Source organism: Traorella massiliensis, assembly GCF_900104665.1.
In the GTDB taxonomy this organism is placed as follows: Bacteria; Bacillota_I; Bacilli_A; order Erysipelotrichales; family Erysipelotrichaceae; genus Traorella; species Traorella massiliensis.
This window is the reverse complement of the sequence record NZ_LT629967.1, coordinates 484,912-506,847: the sequence shown is the minus strand read 5'-3', so window position 1 is coordinate 506,847 and position 21,936 is coordinate 484,912. Positions and strand designations below refer to the sequence as shown.

Genomic DNA, 21,936 nt, shown 5'->3' with positions numbered 1-21,936 from the left:
AAATTTAAAATGAAAAAAGCAATCAAAGGATTGCCTTTTCCATTAATCTCAGCAATTCCTTGATTACTCCTTGATTTTCATTTGAATCAATCATTTTATCAGCAGCTTGTTTCGCTTCTTCACCTGCATTAGCTACCGCATAGCCACAACCAGCCATAGACAACATCTCTACATCATTTCCCCCATCACCAAACGCAATACATTCATCCAGCGATATATCAAGATCATGACATAGTTTCAAAAGAGCATTCCCCTTATTTTGTCCTTTGACAATTAAATCGATACATCCCTGACCACCGCTTGTTGGAACAATATGATCAGGTAAAGATAATTGACTCATCAGTTCATTTGTCTCATCAAAAGGACACATCAGTGCAAACTTTAATATATGATCTCTGACAATTCCTTCTTCAAAATTTTTGACTCGTTTTAGTTTATGATAATAACGATGGATTTGTTCATAAAAAACTAAACCGTCTTTCTCTAAAACATATGCCGAATTTTTACCACATACCACTATTTTTATTTGCCTATATTTCTGAAGTTCCGCCAAAACATCTCTAACTGTTTTAGGATCTATAACTCCACAATAAAGCTCTTTACCTTCACTCATGATCCATGCACCATTTTCCGCAATATAACTGATCTTATCACCATATTCTTCAAAAAAGCTTTTTAGCTGATAATACTGATTCCCAGAAGCAACGGCAAAGTGGCCATTCTTCTGATGAAAGTATTCAAAAAAGCGATGGAATGATTCTCGATCATATGTTTTATCATGGGTAAGAAAAGTGCCATCCATATCTACGGCAACAAGTTTTATGCTCATGCTTTCTTATCTTCCTCTTCTTTCTTTTTCAGATCACGCCCATAATATTTATCAATTTCTTCTTTCATGTTGTCAGGTATTTCTTTAGGTATTGGAATCACAAATGAATTTGCCATTTCACTTACAAATTCACAGATAAAAGAGGTGTCCTGAAGAAGCATTGATTCAGATAGATGTTCCATTACATCATAACGTGAATGAATTTCTCCAGTACCCGGTGAAGTAATACGTGCAAAAGATACTGCAGGTACACCATTATCTGCAAATGGTGTAGAATCACTCGAATAAACTCCCTGAGATACTTCAATCGGAAATCCTTTGATCTTTCCAAAATAATCCATATAATGAACAAGTGACATATCACTTGTACAAACTGCAATTCTACGTCCCATAATAGAACCAATCATATCAACATTGACACATAACTTGATATTTTCCATTTCTTCCTGGTGAGCTGCTACATATGCTTTTGATCCTAAAAGACCTCTCTCTTCGCTGCCACACCAGATAAGACGTAGATTATGTGCTAATTTTTTATCTTTTAATTCTTTCGCAAGTCCATACAGACAAACACTACCCGTCGCATTATCATAGGCTCCCTTTGAATGTGGCACAGAATCATAGTGGGCAGTACAAACGATCATATCCTCGCTTTCTTTTGTAATATCACAAATCAAATTGTGCGAAGATACTTTTTCAATCGTCTGTTCCACTACGATACGAACTTCACTAGCTCCCTTAGCTACCATTTCCATTGCATCTTCTACCCTGATATTGACACCTGGCAGGTTGCCAAACTCTTGTAAAGATTCACGCAATTCTCTTGGATCAAGATCATTTTCTTCTCTATCAATATTACCATTATAAGTAATAAAGCCAACAGCTTTTGCTTCTGTAATAGCTTTAAAAGTTTTCATACCTAAATATCCATTTACCAAAGCTATCTTACCACAAACCTGTTTCTTACTGACTGCGTTATCGCTTTCAAAATAACAAAGTTCTCCAACAAGCCCTTGCGTATTGACACAGCCCATATAAGCCGTTGCTTCATATGTTTTTTGATATGGTTTTAACACCTCTAAAGAAACCTTTGATACATGATTGGTTACTACATCAAAATCCTCGATATAACTTTCTAATCCTAATTGTTTCAATTCATCTTGAATGATATGACAAGCCTCCAGTTCTTTGTCAGTGCCACCTATTCTTTCAAAATATAACTTTTCTAATAATTTATATTCTTTGCTTTCCATGATACTACCTCCAATAATGCTATTATAAACTTATTTTATATAGCGGTAAACTACCAAAGTACAGTTTAAAGATACATTTTATAGGATATGTTCTCTTTTTTCATTCACAAGTCTGATAAATTCATCATTTTCTTTTAATGAAATATACATTGACTGATTTTTTGTTTCTATATAGATCCTATCTAACGAATTTGCGCTGGATGCGATAAAACTATGACTTTTCTTAATCGTTTTTATATCCTTCAACATAACCTTTTGCTTACTGAACATATAATGAAAAATAAAATAATCATCATATAATTCAATTTTATTATTTATCATACATGGAATAAAAATCAAATCACCAATCAAATAATAAATAACAAGTATAATCAGTAACCCAAGATCCCATGGCCAAGAAGCAAAAGGAATCACATTATATAAGATAAAAGTGAAATAAAACCAAACAGCATTTTTCCCTTTAAATGTCCTCATAAGATTACTCCTTTTACTGCTCCCATTATAGCACCATTTATTTTAAAAAGATAAAATCTGTATAATTTGTCACAATAAATTGAAATAAGCAAAAAAAACGCATTTATTATGCGTCTTAGGGAAATGAATTTCTCCCTCACTTATAGTACGATGTTAATTCTATTCTTTATTCATTTCTTAATTCTATTAACATATCACGTAGTTCTGCAGCTCTTTCAAAATCAAGATCCTTCGCTGCCTGCTTCATTTCTTTTTCCAGTGAAGCTAACAGTTTATCCTTCTCTTTCTTGCTCATCTTACTTTTCTTCTTCAAATAATTTGCACTCATCTGCTGAGTTTCTTTTGAATGCATGACTTCCTGTACAGGTTTCACAATTGTCTGTGGTGTAATATGATGTTCTTCATTGAACGCCTCTTGAATTGAACGACGACGATTTGTTTCCTCAATTGCTTTGCGCATACTTTCAGTCATAGTATCTGCATACATGATAACTTTACCCTGCGCATTACGGGCTGCACGTCCAATGATCTGAATCAAAGAGCGTTCACTTCGTAAGAAACCTTCTTTATCGGCATCTAAGATGGCAATGAGCGACACTTCAGGAATATCTAGACCTTCTCTTAATAAATTGATACCAATTAAAACATCAATTTTCCCTAAACGAAGATCACGAATAATTTCACTTCTCTCGATCGTTTTGATTTCATGATGTAGCCAAGCTACTTTTAAATCTAACTGTTTTAAATAATTTGTAAGTTCTTCAGCCATTCTAACAGTCAAAGCAGTGATCAGAACTCTTTCATTCTTCTGGATTCTTTCGTTGATTTCATCTACCAGATCATCAATCTGATGTTGAGTTGGACGAACCTCTACAATTGGATCTAAAAGTCCTGTTGGACGAATAATTTGTTCGATGACTTCTCCATGCGTCTGTTCAAGCTCATAATCTCCTGGAGTTGCCGATACATAGATGACCTGATTGATCTTTTCCTGAAATTCCTCAAAGCGCATTGGACGATTATCTAAAGCACTTGGTAAGCGGAAACCATAATTTACAAGTGTTTCTTTACGGGCACGATCACCATTATACATACCTCGTATCTGTGGTAATGAAACATGACTTTCATCAATGATCAACAAATAATCATCCGGAAAATAATCTAATAGCGTGTAAGGACGTTCTCCTGCCTTCCGGCCATCGATATGTCTTGAATAATTTTCAATTCCTGAACAAAACCCAAACTCTCGTAAAGCTTCTACATCATAACGGGTACGCTGTTCCAAACGCTGTTTTTCTAAAAGCTTACCTTGCTTTTCAAGTTCATCCAGTCTTTCCTCAAGTTCTTCCTCAATCGTATCACAGGCGTGAAGAATGATGCTTTTTTCAGTTGCATAACCACTTGCAGGATAAACAACATATACGGTATAAGCATTTAATACTTTGCCGCTCACAGGCTCAACTTCGCAGATGCGTTCGATCTCATCATCAAATAGCTCAATACGCAATACATAGCTATCTGTATGCCCTGGTGCAATTTCAATAGAATCACCTCTTACACGAAAGCTGGCTCTTTCTAAATCAATATCATTTCGATGATACTGTCTGTCTACTAATTTTTTTAATAATTCTTTACGATCGATCGTTTCTCCTACTCTTATCGTAAAAAACATATCCTTATACTGTGCAGGATTGCTGGCACCATAAATACAAGCAACCGAAGCTACGATGATCGTATCTCTTCTTTCCAAAACTGCATTCGTTGCAGCCATTCTAAGCATATCCAGCTCCTGATTTGTAGTTGCTGTTTTATCAATATATATATCACTGCTTGGAATATAAGCTTCAGGCTGATAATAATCAAAATTTGATACGAAATATTCTACACGATTATGTGGAAAAAACTCTTTTAATTCCGCATAAAGCTGTCCTGCCAAGGTTTTATTATGAGCAAATACCAATGTTGGTTTATTAACCGCTTGTATGACATTGCTGACTGTAAATGTCTTACCAGTTCCTGTCGCTCCTAATAAAACCTGACTTTTCTTTCCCGATTTTATACCTTCTACGAGTTTTTCGATTGCCTGAGGCTGATCCCCTTGAGGCTTGTAATTGGACACGAGTTGAAAATCCATATAACGCTCCTTTCTGATGAATGAGGCATAGATTAAATCTATGCCCGTTTTATTTATTTAAATTCTTCAAGTGCTCTTATTTTCTGTATATCTTTGCTTTCATCTACACGGCTGACATAAATAACCTTAGAGAGAATCACTGTTAGAAGTTCATCATCCAATTCATCCTGAGCTTCTAATCCATAATCTGCCTCGAACTGTCGCATTGCCTGTAGTGTTTGTGTAGAGAAATAACCATCTTGACGATCAATATCATAGCCTAAATAATCTAAATAAATTTGCATTACTTGGCAGGCTGTGGATACGCTATCTACACTTACTGCCTCAAAATCCTGAGGAGCAGCGGTTAAAAGAGCTTCTTCTGTTTCTACCAGAATATCCGGAGTAATTCCAACATTGTTGATTGAATTACCATTTGGTGACAGCCAGATTGCTTTTGTATACTTCAGCATGCTTCCATCACTAAATGGAATCGTTGTCTGAACCGTTCCTTTACCATAAGAAACATCTCCGATAATGGTTGCATTTAACGTTTCTTTTAAGGCAAGCGCTAAAACTTCAGCAGCACTAGCTGTATCCTGATTGATCAAAACTTCAATCTGATCATATTCATAGGGCTCTATATCTGAATTTGTTCTATCTTCAATAATATTCTTATCTTTATCCTGTTCCTGTAAGACAATACTTCCTTTTGGAAGGAAATAAGATGCGATATCAACGACCGAAGTTAAATAGCCGCCGCCATTATCTCGCAGATCAATCAATATTTTTTTGATTCCCTGTTCCTCAAAATCAGCAAGTATCTCTCCGACAACAGAGGCTGTATTATCCGCAACTGTCAAAATTTCCAATACACCGACATCTCCGCTGACATAACCATTCGCACTTGAATTTACATCACCACGAGTACACTCAAGATCAAGCATTTCATTTCCACGCTGTACAGTTATCGTTACCTGACTTCCCGCTTCACCTTTTACTGCTCCTGAAATGTCTTCAATCTCTTCAACGGCAACACCATCCACTTTGCGAATAATATCGCCTACTCTCATTCCTGCATTCTCAGCAGGAGAATCTTTAAACACTCTTAAAATAATATAGTCTTGGGTTGCTGTTGAATATTGAACACCTATGCCTACAAACGCACCTTCCATGCTTGAAAGAAACTGCTGTGCATATTCACTATCTAAATATTGAGTGTGAATATCAATTTCTTGTGTAGTAATACCATAAATCGCATCATCAAGCAATTCTGTAGAAAGATCATCGATCTCATCTCCGAAGTACCATAATTCATTCATAATTTTGAGAATCATATTTAATTTGCTGCTTGTAAGGCTCTTAGACTCTTGAGGCTGTGCTATAAGTGCTCCTGCTGTCATTCCACTTAAAAATAAAACAACCGCTAAGACGACACCAAGTGCTCTCTTTATATATTTTCTATGTCTAGCCTGTCTTTCATCCGGCCATTCGTGTTTTACTAATTTTACTTTTACTACTTTTTTTTCTTCGCTCATAACCATACTCCTATAACTTTTGTATTATACCACGAAATATCTAATTATTACATCCATACATAAAAAGAATGTCATTCCACATTCTTTTCTTTTACTTCTTTAATTAATCTTTGAACATTAAACTTATTAACGAGTGATTCATTAACTGAATGTAATATTTTAGTCAGCGGATCATTCGTATCTACCTTTTGATGAGTCACTGCTTCTCCATTATAAATCGATAAGATACATGCTTCTAAATCTTCAATATAATAATTATAAGCTTGTTCGATCGGATATGCATGAACTTGCAGACGTATCATCTGTGTAATTTCATTCATTGAATAAACCTGTTTAAAAATACATACTACAATCAAATAAGCTAAATGTGTTGTCGTATATCTTCTTTTTTTTGGTGCTTCAACAATCCCATGCTTAACGTAATTGTTGATCATTGATTTCGTAATTAATTTTTCATCACTGTGGGGGATAAAATCGAGCCATTCTTCTAACAAAGTCACTACTTGATCGATATATAAATCAATCACTGGTAATTCTTCCCACCGTGGTAAATGTATCGGTTTTTCCATGATTTCACCCTCTTTTGATATTTTATCATAGACTTTTCTATTGTCAACTATTGACAATAGAACATTTACAAGTTATTCTAGTATTGAATACTAGATAGTATAGTAAGGAGAACTTATGACACAAATAATCAGCGATACCTCAACTCTTTATAGTGTTAGCGAAGGTAAAGAAAAAAATTTAATCATTCTACCTTTACAGATTGCCATTGATCAGAAAACTTATTATGAGTATGAAGAAATTACTACACCACAGCTTCTTGAAAGAATTGAAAATGGTGCTATCCCTTCTTCATCTCAGCCTTCTATCGGCGATGTATTAAACGCTTATGAATCAAACCCTGATCAGCCATTATTGAATATTACGATGGCGGATGGTTTAAGTGGTACTTATCAAAATGCCGTCATGGCCCAACAGCAATGTCCAAAACAAGATATCACCGTATTGAATTCTAAAACTCTTTGCGGACCACATCGTTATCTTGTCAATAAAGCATTAAAGCTTGCTGAAGAAGGAAAAAGCAGCGATGAGATCGTTGCTGAACTCATGCCTTCGATCAATAACAGTATTTCTTTTTTGATACCACAGAATTTTGAATTTTTGAAAAGAGGCGGTCGTTGTTCTGCTTTATCTGCATCTGTTGGCGGTTTATTAAGATTGACCATCGTAATGAAACAATCTGATGACGGTAAGATCTTAGAAAAGCATGCTGTCGCAAGAACTTATAAGAAAGCTCTTGCAAGTATTGCGGAAGCCTTCAAAGAAAAAGGAGTGGATGAAAATTATATCATCACTATTTCACACGTAACTACTGAAAAACAAGTAATGGAAACAAAAAACTATTTCCAAAATGAATTTCCTCATACTGAAATAGAAGTTTATGAGTTAAGTCCTGTTTTTGTTACACAAGGCGGCCCCGGATGTTTAGCAGTTCAATGTATTAAAAAATAAGATTTCGCAAAATTGCGAAATCTTTTTAATATGGAATATAATCTTCAGGCCTTTCACGGCAGATAGGTGCTTTATTGCTGCATTCCCATCCATAAGCATGATAACTCATACCAAAGGTATAATTACCTGTATTACGCACATAATTGTACGCTTCTTCGACAGTCATAGAACCAAGATTATATAAGTCTATATGTACGTGTGGTCCCGTTGAATTTCCTGTTGAACCTCTTGCTGCCACAACCTGCCCCTGGGTTACGACCTGTCCTGGTGATACGGTAATTGAATTATACTGCAGATGCAGCATATGGATGGCATATGTCGTGCCATTCACTGTACCAATGATCATGACATTATTTCCTGTAGCTGGATTTTTCGTACCTTCTACTGAAGTTATGTTCTGTGCGATCGCAACAATACCATTAAAAGAGGCATAGACAGGTGTTCCTCGAGAACCTGCAATATCCATTCCAGAGTGTCTGGCACCACCAAAACTTGCTGGATAATACCATGTTCCGGCTGAACGATAACCTGAAACCACCATACCAAATCCAGTAGTGTCTGAAATATCACCATCTCCAACACTAAAAGATGGCATACTGTTACGTATTGAATTTACCGTTGATTCTAACCGGCTATATTCATCCATCAAATCAGCTTCTTTTTCATGTTGTTCAGCTATCAGCTGATTCTGATAGGATTCAAGAGCAGCAAGCTCACTTCTTTCACTATCCAAAACAGATTTTTGTGCTTCAACTCCTTCTTTTTGTACCTCAAGCTGGCTTTGATCCAGTTCAAGCTGGGCAATATCCGCACTTAATAAATCAATTTGCTCCTGTTCTGAAGCTGTAATCTGATTCATGATGCTGAATCTGCGAATCAGATCTACAAAATCAGTAGCTCCCATCAAAAAATCAATAAAACCAAAAGTTCTTTTGAATGTTTGTGTTTCAACCATTGTTTCTTTGATCTGTGCATCACGCTGTTCAATATCTTGCTGTTTCACAACGATTTCTTCTTCTAGAACAGCGATATTGCTTTCCAACTCATCGATCTGATTTTGAAGCGTCTGAATTTCACTATCCTTATCAGCAATCTGACTTTGGATTCCTTGCAAAACTTCAAATAAACGATCAATATCTCCCTGAATAGCAGCTATTTGTTCATCAAGACTATCCATGCTGCTTTCTACATTATTGGCTTTTTGCGTCAAATATGCATTAAATCCCTGACAAGATGCAATTAGATCCTCTGTAATCCGGCCATTACATACACTGTACCAGTAATCCTCATCCTCACTATAATCAACGGCATATACCTTTGAAAGTGAACATAAAAGCATTGCACCAACAACTAATATACTGATCTTTTTTTTCATCGCTTCCACCTCAAATACTTATTTACCGCAAAGAAACTTCCTAACATTCCAACAATCATTCCTGTTGCCAAAAGGGCTACAGAGACATAGATTGCAAATGGTATGACCGGCTGCATCTTAAACATGGAAATCAGCAACACACCATTCAATGCATTATATAAATAACTATATCCAAACAATGTAATAAGAATGGGCACGATGGCTCCAATCATACCGATGACCATTCCCTCTATCATAAATGGCATCTTAATAAAACCATTTGTAGCGCCTACATTACGCATAATAGAAATTTCATTATTTCTTGAATAAATAGCACTTTTTATTGTATTTGAAATCAAGAATATTGCCAAAACACTTAAAGCAATCACAAAGATACCGCCAGCGATACGGATACCATCCATCGCTCTTACCAGCATGATAACACTGTCACCGCCATAGGCTGCTTCTAGAATTTCTTCTCTTTCTTGTAAAGCTGCACTGACCTCTTCCAGGTTATTTCCACTATCAACTTCTATGATAAAAGCATTTTTTAGTGGATTCCCCTCTCCGCTATAAGCTTCAAACAATCGTTGTGAAGCCTCATCTTCATTATTTCCAATATAATTTTCTAGTTCTTGTTCTTTATCTGAAAAAGTAACATTTACTACATGATCCATCGCTTCTATTTCAGACTGCAGTACGCTTATTTCTTCTTCACTCACTGTATCTTCAATCGTCGCATAAATCTGTAAAGAATCCTCAATACTATATGTAAAGCTCGACACGTTGCCCGCCAACACTAAAAACACCATCAATAAAGTCAATGTCACACTTACTGCACTTGCACTTGAAAAAGTCAGCGCTAAGTGTCGGGCAATGCTTTTTAATGCCGTTTTTGTGTGATAAGGAAGTGATTTAAAAAATTTAATCATTTTTTAAATATCCTCCTTTCTTAATATCAGCTACGATATACCCTTCTTCAAGTGCAATCGTTCTTTTCTTGATATTGTTTACGATTGTTGAATCATGTGTAACCATAACGATCGTTGTTTTTTCTTTTTCATTGATCTTCTCCAAAAGTTCCATGATTTCCTTTGACATTTCCGGATCAAGATTCCCCGTTGGTTCATCAGCAATCAATACTTTTGGATGATTGGCTATTGCACGTCCAATCGTCACACGCTGTTGCTGTCCGCCAGATAATTCATTTGGAAATGACTTTGCTTTATCTTCCAGCGAAACTAGTTCCAAAACTTCTCTTACACGTCTGCGAATCGTTAGTTTATCTTCACCAATGCATTCCATCGCAAAAGCAATATTTTCAAAAACTGTCAGACTTGGCAACAGACGATAATCCTGAAAAACAATTCCTAAATTCCTTCTATATAATGGTACATGTTTATGCTTTAAACTTCCTACATCCGTATTTGCTACAACAACTTTTCCTTCATCAGGAATTTCCTCACCATCTAAAAGTTTGATCAATGTTGATTTTCCCGATCCAGTAGGACCAATAATATAAACGAACTCACCTTCATCAATATATAATGAAATATTCTTAAGAGCATTCACACCGTTTTTATACGACTTGGAAACATTCTCTAATAATATCACTCTATCACATCCTCCAGGTTATTATAACATATATTCTATTTTCATGAATTCTTAAAGCGAACTTTTTTCGTGGTAAATTGTGGGATAGATTTGTGATAAATTGTTCTAATAGTTAATTTTTTATCTTTATTTATATTAAAAAATGAAAAAAAGCATCATACAGATGCTTATCCCTTTACTTTCATTGTTCTTTATGATGAGGAGCAATTTTTTCAAGTTCTTTATAATATGTAAATCCATTTCCCGTAACCTCTTGTGCATCCTGTACCACTAAGAAAGCATTAGGGTCAATTTCATTTATAAGTTTATTTAATTTTGGATATTGTTTGTTATCAATAACGACCAAAACAACTTCCCGATCTTCTCGTGTATAACCGCCTTGTGCATGAAGCAATGTAGCACCACGATCAATTTCCGCTATGATTGCTTTCAGCATGGCCTCATAATGACTTGAAATGATCATCACCGATTTGGTCTTCTGGCCACCAAAACTAATAGCCTTATCAATCATAAATGAACTTGCATAAACTGAGATCAAACCAACAAGCGCAGCTTCCAGCGAATATGTGGAAATACCTAAAATCACTGTCAGTCCATCAATGATCAGACAAGCTGTAGATAAAGGAATATGTAAATATTTTTCCATTAATAAAGCCGGAATATCCATACCGCCTGTACTTGATCCGGTCCTAAAAACAATACCAACGCCTAATCCTACAAATATACCAGAATATAATGAAGCTATGATAGGACTATCGGTCAAAGGTCTTCCCTGTACCAAATAAGTCAGTAAACTTAAGAAAACAGGGTAACAAAGAGTACTTAGCAATGTTTTTAAGAAGAATGATTTCCCTAATAATAGAGATCCCACTAAAAACAAAGAGATCGTTATGATATTAATTAACAGAGTTGTATCGACAAAAGGAAAAATCGGATGTAAAGCAACGGCAACTCCGGCAACGCCTCCTGACAAGATTTCATTGGGAACAATGAAACACGCAACAGATAATGCCACAAAAAAATTACCCGCTAAAATTAATATAACATTTACAATTGTATCTTTCATCGACTTTCCTCCTTTAAAAAGAGTAGACATCGTCTACTCAATCTGCGATTTCAAATATGCGAAAATAAAGCCATCCAAATCACCGTCCATGACAGCCTGAACATTTCCAGCTTCATAGCCGGTTCTTAAATCTTTTACCATTCGATAAGGCTGAAATACATACGAACGAATTTGTGAACCCCATTCAATTCTCTTTTGTTCACCCTTAATAGAAGCAAGCTTAGCTTCCTGCTCTTCAATTTGAAGCTGATATAACCTTGATTTTAATATCAGCATTGCCTGTTCTCTATTTTCATGCTGGCTTCTTCCTGCCTGACAGGTGGCAGTAATACCCGTCGGCTTATGAACGATACGTACAGCAGAATCTGTTTTATTAACATGCTGTCCACCGGCACCTGAAGCACGATGGGTATCAATTTCTAAATCATTTGGATTGATTTCAATTTCAATTTCATTATTGAACTGTGGTACGACATCAACACTTGCAAATGAAGTATGTCTCCTTCCGCCACTATCAAACGGTGAAATACGAACCAAACGATGCACCCCTTTTTCTGCTTTTAAATAGCCATAGGCTAAATCGCCTTCTATAAGCATTGAAACTGATTTGATGCCGGCTTCATCTCCCGCTAAATAATCTAAAACGGTTACTTTATAGTTATGGCTGGCAGCATAACGTGAATACATACGATACAACATTTCCGCCCAATCCTGACTCTCAGTACCTCCAGCTCCTGGATGAATTTCTAAGATGGCATTAGAATGATCATATTCATGTGAAAGCAGCACCTTGATTTCAAAATTCTCAAAACTCTGTATACTTTCGGTATATTCCTCTTCCAAAAGATCCATCAGATCCTGATCCATCTCTTCTTTTAAAATAGCTGCCGTCTGAGAAAATGACTCAAATGTCTCATCTAACTTTTTATAAGCATTTACTAAGTCTTTTAAATGGTTACACTCATTGATGACTTTCTGGGCTGCTTTAGGATCATCCCAAAAGCCTTCTTGTTCCATCTGCATTTGAAGCTGTGATATCTTTGCCTCTTTTTTTTCAAGATCTAAGGATTCGCCCAGCTGTTTTAAACGTGAACAATAATGATCGATTCCTTGCCTAATCTCAAATAATTCCATTATTTTTTATACTCTCTATGTCTTACTTCAATTTTCATTCTATTGGCAAAGAATACAACTTCACGAGCAATATTTTCCATCATTTCTTCAAACATTGCATAACCTTCTTCTACATAAGCCTGCAATGGACGATTTTGCGCATAAGAACGCAAGTAAATACCACTTCTTAATTTATCCATAGAATCAATATGATCGATCCAATTACGATCCATATTCTTCAATACGATCGTTTTTTCAAAAGGAAGGTAATTCTCCTTTACATCTTCAATTTTATCATTGTAGAACTTCCAGTCTCTTTCAAGACATAAATCCACAACACTCTTCTGATCCTTACCATTGATCTCTTCCAATGTTACCATACCTTCAGGACATCCCAGTACCTTTAAACCAGCCAGAAGCTGTTCACCAATGACCTTTGAAGATTTTGGATCGGAATTATTGGCGACAACCTGGTTGAAGACTCTTGTAAACATTTCATATACAACAGAATGAACATCATCATTATTTAAAACATAATCTCTTTGTTCATACATAACTTCACGCTGCTGTCTTAAGACATCATCATATTCCAGCAATGACTTACGAATATCATAGTTTTGACCTTCAACACGTTTCTGAGCACTTGAAATAGCTTTTGTTACCATATTTGATTCAATCTGCTCATCGCCCATTTTTTCAAATAGTCCTTCCAGTCTTTCACTACCGAAACGCACCATCAATTCATCTTTCAATGAAACATAGAAACGTGAGAATCCAGGATCTCCCTGACGTCCGCTTCGTCCACGAAGCTGATTATCAATACGGCGTGATTCATGTCTTTCGCTTCCTAAAACAGCTAATCCTCCTAAGGCACGCACTTCATCATCGATCTTAATATCGGTACCACGTCCGGCCATATTGGTAGCAATCGTAACAGCTCCCTTTTCACCGGCATGCTTGATGATCTCAGCTTCACGAGCATGATTTTTCGCATTCAATACCTGATGTTTGATTCCTTCTTTCGTAAACATTTCAGACAATTTTTCTGAAACTTCTACAGAAATCGTACCAATCAAAACCGGCTGACCTTTTTCATGCAGCTGCTTGGCTTCTGCCATCAATGCATCAAATTTAAGTTTTGGTGTACGATAAACTACATCTGGATAATCAATTCGCTGAATTGGACGGTTTGTAGGCACAACCAATACACGCATGTTATATGTATCCAGGAATTCTTCTTCTTCAGTTTTAGCTGTACCTGTCATACCAGCAAGCTTCTCATAAAGACGGAAGAAGTTCTGATAAGTGATCGTTGCAAGAGTTGCTGTTTCTTCTCTGATCTTGCAGCCTTCTTTTGCTTCCAAAGCCTGATGTAAACCATCAGAGAAAGCACGTCCTTTCATGATACGTCCTGTAAACTGATCAACGATTACGATCTCACCATTGCTAACCACATATTCTACATCTTTAGTCATGATATAATTAGCTTTTAATGCCTGCTGAATATGATGTACCAGCTGAACATGCTTCAGATCATACAAGTTATTGATCTTAAACATCTTTTCTGCATGATCAACGCCTGAATCCGTCAAATTGATTGCCTTTGACTGAACATCAATTGCATAGTCTTCCGGAGATAATGACTTAGCAAAAATATCTGCCTGGCGATAATAGTCAGCCGTCTGTTTCTTACCACCAGAAATAATGAGTGGTGTACGTGCTTCATCAATTAAAATAGAGTCAACCTCATCAATGATTGCAAAATGCAGACCACGCATGACACGATCCTGTGGACGTGTCACCATATTATCACGAAGATAATCAAATCCTAATTCTGCATTAGTCGTATATGTAATATCACAGTTATAAATATCCTGCTTCTGATAGATATTCAGTTCTCTTTTATTAACACCTACCGTTAAACCTAAAAATTCATAAATCTGTCCCATCCATGCAGCATCACGTCCTGCCAGATAATCATTGACAGTAATGACATGAACACCCTTACCTTCAAGTGCATTCAAATACACACACATAATTGATGTTAATGTTTTACCTTCACCAGTTTTCATCTCGGCAATATCACCGCCATTTAAAATCAAGGCACCTAAAATCTGCACATAGAAAGGGAATTCTCCTAAGACTCTCTTAGCAGCTTCACGAATCGTTGCGAAAGCTTCAGGAAGGATATCATCCTTTGTTTCACCATTCTTTAATCTTTCTTTAAATTCAGCTGTTTTTGCTTTTAGTTCATCATCACTTAAAGCAGCCATAGCTCCTTCATAGGCAACAACTTCATCTGCCTTCTTTTCGTATTGTTTCATTATACGTTTTTCTTCATTAAATATATTGGTTAAAAATCCCATCTTTATACCTCCATGTCTATATAGATATAGCATTACTAATTTATTATATCAAAATTATAAACGCAATTAAACAAAAAAGTGAGACAATGCCCACTTTTTTTCAGTTATTTCTCATTTTTTTATAGTTTAACAATATTGTGAGCTTGCGGACCACGATCTGTCTCAACGAGCTCAAATTCAACGGCCGTATCATTTTCAATTGTCTTGTATCCTTCCATTACCAGCTGTGAATAATGAAAAAATACATCTTTGCCGCCTTCAACAGTAATGAAACCATACCCCTTTTCCTGGTTAAACATCTTTACTTTTCCTTGCATAATCTTATACCTTTCTATGAAGCAACTTCATACTCATCATTATAAATGTTTTTTAATTCTTTTGCAAACAAAATTCAGACAACACTTATTTCTTTTTTTACTACATTTTTAGCTTGCAGACCTTTTTCAATTTCAATCGGATCAAACTCTACCAAAGCACCCTCTTCAAGAGTTTTAAAACCTATAATTTGAATCTGTGTATAATGTACAAAATATTCCTTATTGTCATCTCCTACAATAAATCCAAATCCTTTTTCCTGGTTAAACCATTTCACTTTGCCTTGCATATTTACTCCTTTCTGCACTTTCAGTATAGAAAATTCCGATTTCACTTACAACTATTGTTTATCGCATATTTCGACAAAACGAGGATGTACGCTTAACACATATGCTTCAATCATTTCTTCTTTTTTCTTTAATAAAGAAGCCGCTGCTAACAGCGTATTCCCACTTGTAACCACATCATCAAATAAATAAAAATCTTTACATGGAAAAAATGATAACTGCATAACTGAATGAATCTTTTCCCTGTTTTGTGCACGTTGTAAGCTTTGCTTGTAATTTTTCGTTTTGATGAAACAATCGCATATCTCAACTTTGCTGCATGCCAGTATTTTTTTAAGATGATGAAATCCTCTGCTTTCCAGCTTCTCTTTACTGCTGGGCATGATAACACATTGATGCTGTCGAAATATGTCAACCATTTTTTTCCTTTGTTTCCACAAGAAGACATCCGCCAAAGCCACATCTCGTCCTTCTTTGAACTGATATAAAAGACTTTCCATAAAATCATCATACTGATAGAACGCATGAACTTTTAAATTTTTATATGTATAGATGCGATCATTTTTTATAAAGCGATGGCGGCAATGTCCGCAAATGATATCTTCTTCAAAAAGATATTCTTTCAAAGTGACTCCTTCATCCAGAGCATTCATGCAAATCAAGCAACGATTCATTCATTTTCTGCAATGCATAGATACATCTTTTTATCGCATGATTTTTCTTGTCAGCATATAGAAGTGCATGTCCTGTTGGATTATTTGGATCTCTACCGACACGCCCGACGATCTGTATCAGGCTCGACTCATCAAATACCGGATGAGAACTTTGTAAGACAGCAACATGAACTCCTTTAAAAGTAACACCTCTTTCAAGAATGGTGGAGGTAAATAATACAGTCAGCTGATGATTTTTAAAACGATCCAATATTTCTTCTTTACACAATGTTTTTGAAGTAAATGAAGAACAAGGCATGAAAACAGATAACCATTTTCCATAAGCATCAGCCATTGCGATCGTAGGCACAAAAACAAGCCACTGACCACCATGCCTTTTCATAAAGAACAATAAATGTATCAATTGAAAAAAGTCTGCAAGAATAATACATCGAGGAACGATTAACGGATGCCCATGCGGTCGAACAAATAATTCTATTATTGAAAGCTGACCGTTTTCTGCTTTTAGAAGCAATTGCCTAGAGGGAGTAGCACTTAACATCACTTTGACACCTTTACAAGCATTTAAAGCTATTGCTTCCAGCATATCGTTATTTTTATAAGGAAAAGCATCTACTTCATCAAGAATGAGAAGATCGAAAGTCTGATGATAACGATAAAGCTGGTGCATCGTACAAACGATCAGATCACCATCATCAACATCCGTATGACCTTGACAGACTGCAATCACTTTCAGCCTTGGATAAGCTTTCTTTAGTCTTTCGCAGATTTCCAGCACGACCTGTCTTCGAGGAATCGCAAAACCGATTTTCTTACCTGCATTAAGAAAAGCTGTGATCGTCTCAAAACAGATTTCTGTTTTACCCGCCCCACAACAGGCATATACCAAAGAATCAATTCCTTTAAGCGCATTCTCTTTCAGCTGAACAGAAGCCTTCTTTTGGGCATCTGTTAATTCAAAATTTAAATGAGCTTTTACACGGTGTTTCTTACACTTATAGGTTTTAGGCTGAATGACTTCATCAATATTGACCCTGCCAAATTGAATGCATTTACGACAGTAAATCTGATTTTCGTCCCGATAAAAATATTTTGGATCTTCATTCTTGCAGCGAGGGCACTGCATTTATTCACCTCCTACTATTTTATATGCACTCAATCGTCATTTTTCCCACTTTTCTTTAAAAATTTTTACTAAAATGTTTTTTCGCAACTAAATATGCCCCATAAACTGGCTTATATGTTTTTATAACTTATTTATAATTGCATGTTAATAAAATTTTAGAATGAATTTTTTAGTTAGGTATAGGATCAAGATAAAATCCATATAATTCATTAGTTTCTATTGACAAAGACCCCTAAATTAGGTAAATTTATACTATCCTTTGAGGGAGTAGTTGGCTATTTAGCGGTAATATCAACATACTGATGAAAATCTGGTGTTATCTTAAACGACAAGACTCATGGACAATGGTTCTTTTCTATTGTTCATGAGTTTTATTTTGGGAGGTTTACATGGACACATTTACTTTAATTACTTGCGCACTTGGATTATCAATGGATGCTTTTGCGGTTTCAATCTGCAAAGGACTTGCCTTAAAAAAAATCGATTTTAAGAAACAGCTTTTAGTAGGCTTATGGTTTGGTGGTTTTCAGGCATTGATGCCTTTGATCGGCTATCTTTTAGGAATCAATTTCACAGATTACATTACTTCGATCGATCACTGGATTGCCTTTATTCTTTTAGGGTTTATCGGGTTAAACATGATCAAGGAATCTTTGCAAAAGGATGAATGTGAAGAATGTGGTGATGATTCTCTTTCTTTTAAAAGCATGCTTATTCTAGCAATCGCAACGAGTATTGATGCTTTAGCTGTCGGTATCACTTTTGCCTTTTTAGAAGTAAATATCGTTACTGCAGTATCTTCTATCGGGATCATTACCTTTGTTCTTTCTGCAATCGGAGTTAAAGTTGGACATGTTTTTGGTTCCCGCTTTAAATCAAAGGCTGAGCTTGCTGGGGGAATCGTATTAATTTTATTAGGTGTTAAAATATTGTTAGAACATTTAGGGATATTATAAAAAGCACAATCCAAAATTGAGCATTGTGCTTTTTTTTTACATTTTTGAAAATATTAATTTTTTTGGGAAATTTACCGATTTGATGGATATATAAGAGTGGGTGTGTGTATGAGCAATCTCAACAAACAGTATGATACATTTTGTAAACAGATCCTCGCTCGTCCTATCTTTCTCTCATATATCCTTAAACGCTGTATTCATGAATTCAGTAATGTTGATGTCTTTATCATTGCCAGCAAGTGTATCCATGATATCTCTGTCAATCAGAAAGAAGTCCATCGTCTGTCACCTTTCATTACCCAGTTTGAAGATGATACTCTGGAAGAAGGAAAAGCTGTCTTTGATATCTTCTTTATGGCACATCTGCCTGAGAGTGATCAGGATATTGACTTCTACATCAATATCGAAATTCAGGATGACTTCTATCCCGGCTATCCTTTATCGGCAAGAGGGGTCTATTATGGCGGAAGGATGCTTTCCATGCAGTATGAGGATCAGATCAAAGGTTCCCATTATGAAAATCTCAAGAAGGTCTATTCGATCTGGATCTGCCTCAATCCTCCCAAAGAAGAAAGAGGCAGCATAACAGAAATCTCACTGGACAAAAAGGTTCATGTTGGCTACAATAGAATTAGAAAAGAAGACTACGATAAGCTGTCAGTGATCCTGCTTTATTTAAGCAGGGAAAGCGAGGAAGAGATCCTGGGATTCCTGCAGACACTGCTGGATGAAACGATTCAAAGCGAGAGAAAGCTGGAAATTCTAGAAAAAGACTATGGCATCGTCATGGATAGCAAAACTAGAAAGGAGATCAGAGAGATGTGCAACTTAGGTGATTATGTAGAGAATAAGGGCATTGAAAAAGGGCTGGCAAAAGGTATAGCCAAGGGCATTGAAGAAACAACAGCAGAATTTGCATCTTTTATTCAGAATATGATGAATCAGCATCATTTCACTGCTGAGGAAGTATTTGATATGATGCAAATTCCAGAAGAAAAAAGAAAGAAATATCGTCAATATTTAAAAAATCCTTCATAATCATTCTCTTTTAAATATTTTTTAGAATAAGATCTGTAAGACTGATATCTGAGTTTTAGAGATCTTATCTTTTTTTATATCACGATGAGCACTATAAAACCACTTGTCCTGGTTTTCCTCAGTTAACAGAAGATGAATATGGTTATATCCAATGTACTCGTTAGTATAAGCTTCAAAACTTTACAGAAGGCTGTTCTTTTTCATGATGACCAATTATTTTCTCCATCCAGATCATATCATACCAATGCCCAAATTTATAACCACATTGATGAAAGGTTCCTGCCTTTTTAAATCCTAAATGAGCATGAAACTCAGCACTGTTTTTATTCAAATATTTATCTTCAACCATTGGATAAGCAATACAGGCATAAAGGTTTAAGATGCCCATATCCTGTAATCGTTTTTCTAGTTCTTCATATAATTTCCTGCCTAGACCACCTTTTTGAACAGCAGGATCAAGGTAAATCGTTGTTTCACATGACCAGTCATAAGCATCTCTTTCTTTAAAGGGTTCTGCATATGCATATCCTTGAATTTTTCCATCTTTTTCAATAACTAGATAAGGATAACGCTGCATGATATTTTCCATGCGGTTTTGAAAATTAGCTAGTGTTGGAACATCATATTCAAATGTGATAGCAGTATATTCTACATAATAGGCATATATCTCTAATATCTGTTTTGCATCTTCAAGCGTTGCATTTCTGATTCTTATATCATTCATAAAATTCTCCTTACTCATTTCAAAAAAAGGCTCAGTCATCTGACTGTCAGCCTTCTTTTATTTAAACCAATGTACTCTTCCTTCTTTAATTTCTTTTTCTTTTGGCACTTCATTTGCATGACCTACAGCCAGTGCTCCCACAATGATCTTACCTTTGAGGGAAAGTTTCTGGAACAGCTCATCAAATGCAGGATCATCCACAACATCTTTCAGCTGATTGATCCAACAGCTGCCAAGGCCCAATGCATGTGCTGCCAGATACATCTGTGTCATCGCACAGCTGCCATCATGAGCCGCATATTTATTATCAGGATCACTGTAAACAACAATTAAAGCAGGTGCATGATAAAAGAATTCTCGTCCCATCAGCTTTTCCAGTTGTGTTAAAATTTCTTGGTCTGTAATTACACAAAGCTGGATTCTCTGCGTATTCATTCCACTTGGTGCCAATAAACCACATTCAACGATTTCTTTTAAATCTTCTTCTTTTACTTTTTCTTCAGTATAACTACGAATGCTTCTTCTGCTTTTAATCATATCGATCATAGATTTTTCACCCTCTTTACAAAATGATAAGCATCTTTACACATATCTTCCAAGTTTTTTGTAGCCTCCCAGCCAAGTTCTTCCTTTGCCTTTGTCGCATCTGCATAACATGCTGCAATATCTCCTGGACGACGTTCTGTAATCTGATATGGCACATCTACATGATTTACTTCCGCAAATGTCTCAATGAGTTCAAGTACGCTTGTTCCTTTACCTGTTCCTAGATTATAAACTAAGACCCCTGTTTCATCTTTGATCTTTTCAATAGCCTTGATATGCCCTAACGCTAAATCTACGACATGAATATAATCTCTGACTCCTGTTCCATCTTTCGTATCATAATCATTTCCAAAAACATTTACTTGTGGCAATTCCTTAATCGCTACCTTCATGATATAAGGCATCAAATTATTAGGAATATCATTTGGATTTTCACCAATCAAACCTGATTCATGAGCTCCTATAGGATTAAAATATCTTAAAAGAACCACCCCTAAATCTTTATCAGCATAAGCCAGATCTTTTAATATACGTTCAATAAACAGCTTTGTCGTACCATAAGGGTTGGTTGTTGACAATGGGAAGTCTTCCTTAATTGGTAAGCTTGCCGGATCACCATAAACCGTTGCACTTGATGAGAATACGATCTTATGACAGCCAAATTCCTTCATTACCTTTGCAAGAATCAAAGTACTATCCAGATTATTCTGATAATACATCAAAGGTTTTGCGACACTTTCACCCACAGCCTTATAACCAGCAAAGTGAATGACTGCATCAATCTTATTTTCACTAAAGATCTTTCTCATAGCTGCTTCATCACAGCAATCATCTTCATAAAATTTAAAATCTTTTTTTGTGATCTCTTTGATTTTATCTACAACATCTTTTTGTGAATTATAGAAATTATCCACAATGACAACCTCAAAATTTTGATTCAAAAGTTCTACTACGGTATGTGAACCAATAAAACCGCAGCCTCCAGTAACTAATATTTTCATAAATTCCCTCGCTTTACGTTTCCATTTTAAC

Annotated in this window: 22 protein-coding genes; 3 read left to right on the top strand and 19 right to left on the bottom strand. The window is 35.8% G+C overall.

Annotated elements, in window-relative coordinates:
* Window positions 1–22 precede the first annotated feature (22 nt).
* The 6 genes from BQ5367_RS03605 to BQ5367_RS03580 form a co-directional block, all read right to left on the bottom strand.
* Window positions 23–829: a Cof-type HAD-IIB family hydrolase gene (locus BQ5367_RS03605; RefSeq protein WP_071441196.1), complete on the bottom strand. Its 807-nt coding sequence runs from the start codon at window positions 827–829 to the stop codon at window positions 23–25.
* Entirely contained in the window at window positions 826–2,082 is a 1,257-nt protein-coding gene (locus BQ5367_RS03600; RefSeq protein ID WP_071441195.1) for a M28 family peptidase, read from the bottom strand. The genes BQ5367_RS03605 and BQ5367_RS03600 overlap by 4 nt, the downstream gene beginning before the upstream one ends.
* A gap of 78 nt (window positions 2,083–2,160) precedes the next feature.
* The gene (locus BQ5367_RS03595; protein WP_071441194.1) at window positions 2,161–2,556 is read right to left on the bottom strand and encodes a PH domain-containing protein; all 396 of its coding nucleotides are present in this window, start codon (window positions 2,554–2,556) and stop codon (window positions 2,161–2,163) included.
* Window positions 2,557–2,722: 166 nt separating this feature from the next.
* Window positions 2,723–4,690, bottom strand: a complete 1,968-nt coding sequence (uvrB, locus tag BQ5367_RS03590) for an excinuclease ABC subunit UvrB (RefSeq protein ID WP_071441193.1) — start codon at window positions 4,688–4,690, stop codon at window positions 2,723–2,725.
* A 53-nt stretch (window positions 4,691–4,743) separates the two neighbouring features.
* Complete coding sequence (locus tag BQ5367_RS03585; protein ID WP_071441192.1) at window positions 4,744–6,207, bottom strand: S41 family peptidase; 1,464 nt, start codon at window positions 6,205–6,207, stop codon at window positions 4,744–4,746.
* A gap of 71 nt (window positions 6,208–6,278) precedes the next feature.
* Window positions 6,279–6,776 carry a DUF1836 domain-containing protein gene (locus tag BQ5367_RS03580; RefSeq protein ID WP_071441191.1) on the bottom strand — a complete coding sequence of 166 codons (498 nt, stop codon included), beginning with the start codon at window positions 6,774–6,776 and terminating at the stop codon, window positions 6,279–6,281.
* 115 nt (window positions 6,777–6,891) lie between these two features.
* Between BQ5367_RS03580 and BQ5367_RS03575 the strand changes: the two genes are divergently transcribed.
* Window positions 6,892–7,725, top strand: coding sequence for a DegV family protein (locus BQ5367_RS03575; RefSeq protein WP_071441190.1), 834 nt, complete (start codon window positions 6,892–6,894; stop codon window positions 7,723–7,725).
* Window positions 7,726–7,750: 25 nt separating this feature from the next.
* Here BQ5367_RS03575 and BQ5367_RS03570 read toward each other — a convergent pair whose 3' ends face one another.
* From BQ5367_RS03570 to BQ5367_RS03525, 10 genes are all read right to left on the bottom strand, one after another.
* Window positions 7,751–9,100, bottom strand: a complete 1,350-nt coding sequence (locus BQ5367_RS03570) for a murein hydrolase activator EnvC family protein (RefSeq protein WP_071441189.1) — start codon at window positions 9,098–9,100, stop codon at window positions 7,751–7,753.
* Entirely contained in the window at window positions 9,097–10,011 is a 915-nt protein-coding gene (ftsX, locus tag BQ5367_RS03565) for a permease-like cell division protein FtsX (RefSeq protein ID WP_071441188.1), read from the bottom strand. The genes BQ5367_RS03570 and ftsX overlap by 4 nt, the downstream gene beginning before the upstream one ends.
* Window positions 10,004–10,693, bottom strand: a complete 690-nt coding sequence (gene ftsE / locus BQ5367_RS03560) for a cell division ATP-binding protein FtsE (RefSeq protein WP_071441187.1) — start codon at window positions 10,691–10,693, stop codon at window positions 10,004–10,006. The genes ftsX and ftsE overlap by 8 nt, the downstream gene beginning before the upstream one ends.
* A gap of 181 nt (window positions 10,694–10,874) precedes the next feature.
* Window positions 10,875–11,759, bottom strand: a complete 885-nt coding sequence (locus tag BQ5367_RS03555) for a YitT family protein (protein ID WP_235858726.1) — start codon at window positions 11,757–11,759, stop codon at window positions 10,875–10,877.
* Window positions 11,760–11,792: 33 nt separating this feature from the next.
* Entirely contained in the window at window positions 11,793–12,893 is a 1,101-nt protein-coding gene (gene prfB / locus BQ5367_RS03550) for a peptide chain release factor 2 (protein ID WP_074021987.1), read from the bottom strand.
* Window positions 12,893–15,238, bottom strand: coding sequence for a preprotein translocase subunit SecA (gene secA, locus BQ5367_RS03545; RefSeq protein WP_071441185.1), 2,346 nt, complete (start codon window positions 15,236–15,238; stop codon window positions 12,893–12,895). Before secA ends, prfB begins: the two co-directional genes overlap by 1 nt.
* A gap of 119 nt (window positions 15,239–15,357) precedes the next feature.
* The gene (locus BQ5367_RS03540) at window positions 15,358–15,555 is read right to left on the bottom strand and encodes a cold-shock protein (RefSeq protein WP_071441184.1); all 198 of its coding nucleotides are present in this window, start codon (window positions 15,553–15,555) and stop codon (window positions 15,358–15,360) included.
* Between the two features lie 74 nt (window positions 15,556–15,629).
* A complete protein-coding gene (locus tag BQ5367_RS03535; RefSeq protein ID WP_071441183.1) occupies window positions 15,630–15,842 on the bottom strand; it encodes a cold-shock protein in 213 nt (70 codons plus the stop codon).
* Window positions 15,843–15,893: 51 nt separating this feature from the next.
* Window positions 15,894–16,466 (bottom strand): ComF family protein, encoded by a 573-nt coding sequence (locus BQ5367_RS03530; protein ID WP_143052342.1) that lies wholly within the window; start codon window positions 16,464–16,466, stop codon window positions 15,894–15,896.
* Between the two features lie 10 nt (window positions 16,467–16,476).
* Window positions 16,477–17,640, bottom strand: coding sequence for a helicase-related protein (locus BQ5367_RS03525; RefSeq protein ID WP_071441181.1), 1,164 nt, complete (start codon window positions 17,638–17,640; stop codon window positions 16,477–16,479).
* 389 nt (window positions 17,641–18,029) lie between these two features.
* Here BQ5367_RS03525 and BQ5367_RS03520 point away from each other — a divergent pair, with 389 nt between their 5' ends.
* Window positions 18,030–18,596, top strand: a complete 567-nt coding sequence (locus BQ5367_RS03520) for a manganese efflux pump MntP (RefSeq protein ID WP_071441180.1) — start codon at window positions 18,030–18,032, stop codon at window positions 18,594–18,596.
* Window positions 18,597–18,704: 108 nt separating this feature from the next.
* Window positions 18,705–19,634, top strand: coding sequence for a hypothetical protein (locus tag BQ5367_RS03515; protein ID WP_071441179.1), 930 nt, complete (start codon window positions 18,705–18,707; stop codon window positions 19,632–19,634).
* A gap of 172 nt (window positions 19,635–19,806) precedes the next feature.
* Here BQ5367_RS03515 and BQ5367_RS03510 read toward each other — a convergent pair whose 3' ends face one another.
* From BQ5367_RS03510 to galE, 3 genes are read right to left on the bottom strand one after another with little or no spacing between them, the layout of a single operon-like run.
* Window positions 19,807–20,358, bottom strand: coding sequence for a GNAT family N-acetyltransferase (locus BQ5367_RS03510; protein ID WP_071441178.1), 552 nt, complete (start codon window positions 20,356–20,358; stop codon window positions 19,807–19,809).
* Window positions 20,359–20,415: 57 nt separating this feature from the next.
* Window positions 20,416–20,904 (bottom strand): nitroreductase family protein, encoded by a 489-nt coding sequence (locus BQ5367_RS03505; protein WP_071441177.1) that lies wholly within the window; start codon window positions 20,902–20,904, stop codon window positions 20,416–20,418.
* Entirely contained in the window at window positions 20,901–21,905 is a 1,005-nt protein-coding gene (gene galE, locus BQ5367_RS03500; RefSeq protein WP_071441176.1) for a UDP-glucose 4-epimerase GalE, read from the bottom strand. Before galE ends, BQ5367_RS03505 begins: the two co-directional genes overlap by 4 nt.
* Window positions 21,906–21,936: the final 31 nt, after the last annotated feature.